8 protein-coding genes and 1 other RNA gene are annotated in these 8,517 nt (G+C 18.2%); 3 read left to right on the top strand and 6 right to left on the bottom strand.

Annotation, left to right across the window (positions count from 1 at the left end; all coding sequences use genetic code 11):
- Positions 1 to 1,867: tRNA uridine-5-carboxymethylaminomethyl(34) synthesis enzyme MnmG (mnmG, locus tag GJU03_RS01990; protein WP_168919007.1), on the bottom strand; the 1,867-nt coding region annotated here is incomplete at its 3' end.
- 58 nt (positions 1,868 to 1,925) lie between these two features.
- Complete coding sequence (priA, locus tag GJU03_RS01985; protein WP_168919006.1) at positions 1,926 to 3,953, bottom strand: replication restart helicase PriA; 2,028 nt, start codon at positions 3,951 to 3,953, stop codon at positions 1,926 to 1,928.
- Between the two features lie 97 nt (positions 3,954 to 4,050).
- On the opposite strand from priA, the gene rpmE reads away from it, so the two are divergent.
- A complete protein-coding gene (gene rpmE, locus GJU03_RS01980; RefSeq protein WP_168919005.1) occupies positions 4,051 to 4,272 on the top strand; it encodes a 50S ribosomal protein L31 in 222 nt (73 codons plus the stop codon).
- 82 nt (positions 4,273 to 4,354) lie between these two features.
- On the opposite strand, the gene rpmG is transcribed toward rpmE, so the two are convergent.
- From rpmG to grpE, 3 genes are all read right to left on the bottom strand, one after another.
- Positions 4,355 to 4,519 (bottom strand): 50S ribosomal protein L33, encoded by a 165-nt coding sequence (rpmG, locus tag GJU03_RS01975; protein ID WP_168919004.1) that lies wholly within the window; start codon positions 4,517 to 4,519, stop codon positions 4,355 to 4,357.
- Between the two features lie 4 nt (positions 4,520 to 4,523).
- The gene (gene rpmB / locus GJU03_RS01970; protein WP_168919003.1) at positions 4,524 to 4,748 is read right to left on the bottom strand and encodes a 50S ribosomal protein L28; all 225 of its coding nucleotides are present in this window, start codon (positions 4,746 to 4,748) and stop codon (positions 4,524 to 4,526) included.
- Positions 4,749 to 4,850: 102 nt separating this feature from the next.
- Positions 4,851 to 5,519 (bottom strand): nucleotide exchange factor GrpE, encoded by a 669-nt coding sequence (grpE, locus tag GJU03_RS01965; protein WP_168919002.1) that lies wholly within the window; start codon positions 5,517 to 5,519, stop codon positions 4,851 to 4,853.
- A gap of 221 nt (positions 5,520 to 5,740) precedes the next feature.
- Between grpE and smpB the strand changes: the two genes are divergently transcribed.
- Together smpB and ssrA are read left to right on the top strand one after the other, a co-directional pair.
- Positions 5,741 to 6,208 (top strand): SsrA-binding protein SmpB, encoded by a 468-nt coding sequence (gene smpB, locus GJU03_RS01960; protein WP_168919063.1) that lies wholly within the window; start codon positions 5,741 to 5,743, stop codon positions 6,206 to 6,208.
- An 8-nt stretch (positions 6,209 to 6,216) separates the two neighbouring features.
- Positions 6,217 to 6,578, top strand: a transfer-messenger RNA (tmRNA) gene (ssrA, locus tag GJU03_RS01955).
- A gap of 1 nt (position 6,579) precedes the next feature.
- Here ssrA and typA read toward each other — a convergent pair.
- Positions 6,580 to 8,412, bottom strand: coding sequence for a translational GTPase TypA (gene typA, locus GJU03_RS01950; protein ID WP_168919001.1), 1,833 nt, complete (start codon positions 8,410 to 8,412; stop codon positions 6,580 to 6,582).
- Positions 8,413 to 8,517 lie beyond the last annotated feature (105 nt).

Raw genomic sequence — 8,517 nt, 5'->3', positions numbered from 1 at the left:
TCAATAAATGAATTAAAAGTATTGAAATATCTGCAGGTGTTATACCAGAAATTCTAGAAGCTTGTCCAAGATTAAAAGGTTTATATAAATTTAATTTATCTATTGCTTCATTTGATAAACCTTTTATATTAATATATTTAATATTTACTGGTATTAATATTTTTTCGTTTCTTTTGAATTTTTTTATAAATTTTTCTTGTCTTTTTATATACCCTTGGTATTTTAATTCTGTTTCAATATATTTAATAATTTCTAAATTTTTTACTTTAAAATTAAAAATATTAAATTTTATTAAATCTAAATAATTAATTTCAGAACGTTTTAATAAATTTATACCATTTATATTATTTTTAATAGGATTTTTTAATAAAAAATTTATTTTTTTAATATTTTCTTTATCATTAATATTAATATAAAAATTTCTAATTTTTTGATATTCTTTTTCAATATTTTCTAATTTTTCATTAAATTTTTTCCAACGTAAATTATCAACTAAACCTAACTTATATCCTATTTCTGTTAATCTTATATCTGCGTTATCTTCTCGTAAAAGTAATCTATATTCTGCTCTAGAAGTAAACATTCGATATGGTTCTTTTGTCCCTAAAGTACATAAATCATCTATTAGTACCCCAATATAAGCTTGATTTCTTAATGGATACCAATTTTGTTTTTTATCAATTAAAAGCGAAGCATTTAATCCAGCTATTAATCCTTGCGCTGCAGCTTCTTCATAACCAGTAGTTCCATTAATTTGTCCTGCAAAAAATAATCCTTTTATAAATTTACTTTCCATTGTAGGTTTTAATCCTTTAGGATCAAAAAAATCATATTCAACCGCATACCCTGGTCTTGTAATATATGCATTTTCTAAACCTTTAATAGATTTAATAATGCTTAATTGCATATCAAAAGGAAGACTAGTTGAAATTCCATTAGGATAAATTTCATGACTAAATATACCTTCTGGTTCTAAAAATATTTGATGTTTATCTTTATTAGGAAATTTTATAATTTTATCTTCAATAGACGGACAATATCTAGGTCCTTTACTTTTAATTAATCCACTATATACTGGACTTTTAATAATATTATCTATTATTATTTGATGTGTATCTTTATTAGTATATGTAATATAACAAGATTGTTGTCTAGGATGTTGTTTAGAATTCCCAATAAAAGAAAAACAAGGTAAGGGGATATCACTATTTTGTATTTCTAGTTTAGAAAAATTAATACTTCTTTTGTCAAGACGTGGAGGAGTACCTGTTTTTAATCTTCCTTTTTTTAAAGGTAATTCATTTAAAAAATTTGCTAATTCTATAGATGAAGAATCATTAATTCTACCTCCATTAAATTTATTATTTAATCCGATAAAAATTTTTCCATTTAAAAAAGTACCAGTAGTTAAAATTATAATTTTTGAATTAATAATATCATTATTATTAGTAATAATACCTATTATTTTATAATTTTTAATTATGATTTTTTTCACTTCTTGTTGAAAAATAAATAAATTTTTTTCTTTGTTTAAAAGTAATTTAATTTGGGATTTATATATTTCTCTGTCTGCTTGTGCTCTTGTTGATTGTACGGCAACTCCTTTACTACTATTAAGTATTTTAAAATTGATTCCAGAATAATCAATTGCAGTAGCCATTACACCATTTAATGCATCTATTTCTTTTACTAAATGACTTTTACCAATTCCTCCTATTGCTGGGTTACAAGACATTTGTCCTATTGTATCTATATTATTTGTAATTAAGAGAGTTTTTTTTTTCATTTTTGCACTAGCAATAGCAGCTTCTGTTCCAGCATGTCCTCCACCTATTACTATTACATCAAATTTATTAAAACTAGACATAAAATATTTACCTTATTTAAATATAAAATATTAAATAATTTTATTTTAATAATATAAATCAGATTGGATCTATATTAATTATTAATTTAATTTTATTAGAATTAATAATTTTTCTAAAAATAGAAATTATGTATTTTATAATAATTTGTAATTTTTTTTTAAAAATATGTTGTAAAATAATTTGTTTTCTAAAAAATTTTTTTCTTTTATTTTGTGCTAATGATAAAGGTCCGATAATAAAAAAATTTTTTTCATTTATATATTTAAAAATGATTTTTTTTTTTAAAATATCTAAAAAATTTAGTAAAATTTTTTTATTATTAGATTCTAATATTAGAATAATATGATTAGTAAAAGGAGGTAATAACATATTTTTTCTTTCTTTTAGAAGAAAATCTGATATATCAGAATATGTATTATATTTTTTAAAAATTTTTTTAATAATTTTATTTTGCGGATAATATGTTTTAATAATGACATCTTTTTTTTTTTTATCTAAATGATTATTTAATATATTAAAAATATTTTGAGAAAAATATTCTATTGCTCGAAAATTTCTTGAAAAAAAAACATTATCTATATTTAAAATAATAATTAAATTATTTTCTAAAAAATAAAAATATTCTTTATATAAAATCTGAGAAGATATTATTATAGATGGTTTATTATTTTTTATAAACAAAATTTGTTTTAAAAAATTATTATTATCAATATTTAAAATTAAAATATTAGGAAATAATTTATTTAAAATTTCAATTAATTTTTCATTTCCAATACCAATTGGGATAAAAAAATTTTTTTTACATGAAGAACAATAATTCAACATACTAATGCTTTTTTTACAAAAAATACAATATAGTTTCCATAATTTTTTATAAAAAATAAAATTTTTATTACAATTAATACACTTTAATGTTTTTTTACAAAAAAAACATAAAATTAATTTTGAATAACCTTGATGATTATTATAAATGATAATTTGTTCATTATTTTCAATACATACTTGTATTTTTTTTATTAAAATTTTAGAAAATAATTGTGATTTTGATATTTGTTTATTTATATCTAATATTTTAAACTTAAAAAAATTTTTATATAATATTTGTTTATTATTATTAGATAATAGTTTAAATTTTCCTATATTAATATTATATAATGTTTCTAAACTAAATGTTTTAGAGCTTAATATTATTGGAATATTTTCTATTTTTGCTCTTAAAATAGCAATATCTCTTATATTATATTTAAATATATTTGTTTTTTTATATATAAAATTGTGTTCTTCAACTAAAATAATTAATCCTAATTTTAAAAATTGTGTAAAAATAGTAAATTTTGTCCCAATAATAATTGATATTTTACCATTTTTTATATTTTCCCAAATTGATAATATTTTTTGATTTGAAAAATTTGAATACAATAAACAGATTAAAATATCTAACTTAGATATAAAATATTGATATAAATTTAGAAAATTATATTTTTGAGGTACTATTATTAAAATTTGTTTTTTTTGAGATAAAATTCTTTTTATAATCTCTAAATAAATATCTATTTTCTCCAGAGAAATAATATTATCTTTTGTAGTCCAAACACAAAAATTTTGTTGAAAATATTTTTTTTTAAAAAAATTTAAATTTTTTTTGCTTTTAAAATTTAAATTTTTTTTGCTTTTAAAGTTATAAAATTTTATTATTTTATTATTATTTATTCTAATAATTTTATTAAATTCTAAATTATTTTTTAAATTAAAAATATATTTATTTTTTTTTCTTAAAAAAATTGGTAATATTTGAAATAAAATTAATCCAATAGGATATTTATAATATTTAGAAACTGTACTTGCAAATTTTAAAATTAAAGAATTAAAAAGTGATTTTTTATCTATAATTTTATATAAAAATTTTAATTTTTTTATAGATATTTTAGAAAAATTTCCTATTTTGATTACTATACCTATATAATTTTTTTTTTTTATAGATGCTATTACTCTACATCCAATGTAAATTGGTATATTTTTAGGTAACAAATAATCAAATTTATTATACATAATAATATTATTAAATGCTACTTTAACTATTTTCATAATTTAAAATTTTTATTTTTTTATAAAATTACCTTGTAATAAAAGAATATATTTATAAAATAAATAATAGTTTTTAAAAAAATATTATTGGTAATTTATGAAAAAAAATATTCATCCTCAATATAATAAAATTGCTATGAAATGTTCTTGTGGTAATATTATTAATACTAGATCAACCTTAAAAAATAATAAAGAATTTAATTTAGATGTTTGTTATTTATGTCATCCTTTTTATACAGGGAAACAAAAAATAACAGATACAAAAGGTCGCGTAGAAAAATTTAAAAAAAAATTTAAAAATTTTAAAATATTTGAATAAAATTTTTAAAAAAATTAATCAATAATAGTTAATTATAAAAAGTAACATTATTGATTAATAATTTATTTAATAGAAATAAATTCTATTTAATTTTTTTTTCTTTATATAAAACATGTTTTCTAACATAAGGATCAAATTTTTTAATTTCTAATTTCTTTGTATTTTTTTTATTTTTAGTTATGGTATAAAAATGACCAGTTTTAGCTGATGAAATTAATTTTATTATAAAACGCGTTTTTTTTGCCATAAAATTACCTTAATTTTTTATATAAAAAAATATTTTCTATACCTTTTTTATTTATTAATCTTATTCCTTTTGCTGATATTCTTATAGTTATAAATTTTTTCTTTTTTTCTAACCAAAATTTATGATAATGAATATTTGGTAAAAATTTTCTTTTAGTAGCATTCATTGCATGAGAACGATTATTGCCTTTTATAGTTTTTTTACCTGTTATTTGGCAAATTTTAGTCATTTATTAATACCTTATCTTTTATAAATTATTAAAATATATTTATATAAATAAATATGTTCATAAATTATTTTATAATATATGAACATATTTTTATAATAAATGTTAATTTTTATCTTTAATTTTTTTAATTTTTGATACTATAACCATAGCTGGTCTTAATAATCTTTTATTAAGAAAATATCCTTTTTGTAAAACTTCTATAATATAGTTTTCTTTAATATTATTTGACTCAATAAGAGACATTGCTTGATGTTTAGAAGGATCAAAAGGAATATTAACTTCATTTATAACACTAACACCAAATTTTTTAATTAATATTAGAAGAGATTTTAAAGTTAATTTAATACCTTCTATTATAGATAAATTAATTTCATTTTTTTGTTTTATTTTAAAATTAATAGCTCTTTCTAAATTATCTATTACAGGTAATAACTCATTAATAAATTTTTCTAATGAAAATTTATAAGCTTTTTCTATATCCAACAAAGATCTATGTTTAATATTTTCAATTTCAGCTTGAGAACGTAATTTTAAATCCCATATATTATTTTTATGTTCTTGTATTTTATTTTTAAGTTTAATAATTTCAAATTTGTAACTATCATTTTTTTTTTTTAAATCTTCAATAGTATTTTTTTTTTCATATTTATTTATAATTTTTTCATTATTTAAATTATCATTTTTTTTTAAATTATTTAATTTATTATTATTATTCTCTTTTTTTTCTATATTATTTTTTTCTGTATTATTTGGTAATTGATCATTTTTCATATATTATCCTTATATAAGTTTTTTATATAAAATTTTAACAAAACATATTTATTCTAAATAATAGTATATTATTATTTATAACAAAAAATATTAAAAATTTATCAAATAATTAATAAAATATAGCTTAGAAAGTATATTTTTTTAAAAAATATATATTTTATTTTATAAAATATTGAAATAATTATATAAATCTATTATAATTTACAATATTTATTGTATAAATATTTTATAATGGAAAAAAAAAATATATTATTTTCAATAAAAAAATTTTTTATAATTTTTTTATTGAAAAAAAATTAAATGCAGGTCTTGTTTTACAAGGTTGGGAAGTTAAATCTTTAAGACTAAAACAAGTAACTATTATTAATAGTTATATAAGTTTTCTATATAATAAAGTATTTGTATTTAATTTAAATATTAATCCAATAATAACAGTTTGTAATCATACAAAATATGATATTAACAGAAAAAAACAATTATTATTAAAAAAAAAAGAAATAGAATTATTAAAAAATTACATAAGTTTAAAAAATTATACAGTTGTTGTAATGGGACTTTTTTGGAAAAAATCTTGGTGCAAATTAAAAATTGCTGTTGTTAAAGGTAAAAAAAAGTATGATAAAAGAAATATTTTAAAAAATAAAGAATGGAATTTTAATAAATTACGTTTTTTAAAAAAAAATATTTAAAATTTTATGGGGCTGATTATGGATTTGACAAAGTTATAAAACTCTAGGAGCATGTCAAGGAACGGTAGGCCTTGTAAAAAAACCGTATAAAATAGTTGCAAATAATGAAAACTACGCTTTAGCAGCATAAAAAACTGTAAAAGCCCTATTGCTTATTATTTGCTCTTTGATAAGAGTAAATAGGTCATAAATAAAAGAGATCGTATATAATTAGTTTAAAAATTATATATTAAAAAAACTATTAGACTATATAATATTAAACTGTGTTTTATCAGTAAATATTACTAATTTTCCAAATTATAAAACTAAACATGTAGTTCCGAAAGTGTAATAATTTTGGACGGGGGTTCGAATCCCCCCAGCTCCAATAATTATTTTTTAATATTTTTATAGTTTTTGAGTTTACGCTGGGATTTTTTTAAATATTTTTTCCTAATACGAATTGTTTTTGGTGTAATTTCAACTAATTCGTCATTATTAATAAAATCTATTGCTTCCTCCAATGACATTTTTTTTACAGAAATTAAATTAATAGGATTATCATTACCTGCTGCTCTCATATTAGTTAATTTTTTATTAATTAAACAATTTACAACAAGGTCATTAAATTTATTATGTATTCCTATTATTTGTCCTTCATATACTTTTTCTCCTGGATTAATTAGTAATTTACCTCTAGATTGTAAATTGTATAAAGAAAAAGCAACAGCATAACCTTCTTTATTAGAAATTAAAACTCCATAATTTCTATCTGTAATGATATTATATCTATTAATATCATAATGACTTAAAAAAGAATTCATTATACCATTACCTGAAGTTAAATTTATAAATTTACTACGAAAACCAATTAAACCCTTACTTGAAATAATTGCTTCAATTTTTATTCTATTATTTTTATTTAAAATAATATTATTTATAATTGCTTTTCTATGATTAATTAATTGTATTATTTTACCTTTTTTATTTTGATTAAAATCTAAAGTTAATATTTCAAATGGTTCTAGTTCTTTACCATTTTTAATTTTAGATATAATTTGTGGTTTAGATACAGATAATTCAAATCCTTCTTTTCTCATATTTTCTATTAAAATAACTAAATGTAATTCTCCTCTACCAGAAACGTAAAAAGTATTATTATTTTTTGTTTTTGTAATTTTTAAAGCAACATCATTTAAACAAAATTTTTTAATTCTATTAAATATTTTATTAGATGTTACATGTTCTCCTTCCATTCCAGAAAATGGGGAATCGTTTACATGAAATAACATACCTATTTTAGGTTTTTCTATTTTTAATATAGGTAAAGGTATATGATAATTAACATCACAAATAGTATCAGAAATACTTATATCTTCAAATCCTGAACCAGCAATACCAACAATATCGCCAAATCTAGCAATATCACTATATATAGGTTTTAATCCTATATTAAATATAATATGTAAAATTTTAACTTTTTTAAATTTCTTATTTTTTTTTATAATAGTTACATATTGATTTTTTTTAATTTGTCCTTCTTTGATTAAACCAATACATATATTCCCTACATAATTATTATATTCTATTTGAGATATTTGCATTTGAAATGGGTGATTAATATCTCCCTTAGGAGAAGGGACATGCTTAATAATAGTTTTATACACGACATCCATGTTTTGTTGTATTTTATTTATATTATAACCAGATGTTCCTTTAAGTGCAGAAGTATATACTATAGGAAAATCTAGTTGTTCATCTGAAGCATCTAAATCAATAAATAAATCAAATATTTTATTAATAACCCAATCTGGTCTAATAAATTTTCTATCTATTTTATTTATTATTACTATTGGTTTTAAATTATATGAAAAAGCTTTTGATGTAACAAATCTTGTTTGAGGCATAGGACCTTCAATAGCATCTACTAATAATAATACAGAATCTACCATTGATAAAATACGTTCTACTTCAGCTCCAAAATCTGCATGTCCTGGAGTATCAATAATATTAATTTTATAATTTTTCCAAAAAATAGATGTATTTTTTGAAAAAATAGTTATTCCTTTTTCTTTTTCTAATTCATTACTATCCATAATTCTATTTATATTATTTTCTACAGGAGTGGTTTTAAAATTATCAGATCCTTGTAATAATTTATCTATTAATGTAGTTTTACCATGATCTATATGTGCAACAATAGCTATATTACGTATTTTTTTCATAAATAAATCCTAATAAAATAATATTTTAATTATTTAATTTTGATTAAAATATAAATTTTTATTATTTTGTTAATAAGATTTAAATATTTTTAACTTATTTAATAC

This window comes from Enterobacteriaceae endosymbiont of Donacia bicoloricornis, assembly GCF_012567955.1.
Lineage (GTDB): Bacteria > Pseudomonadota > Gammaproteobacteria > Enterobacterales > Enterobacteriaceae.
Note: the sequence above shows the minus strand (reverse complement) of the source record. Positions and strands in the feature narration are given on the sequence as shown.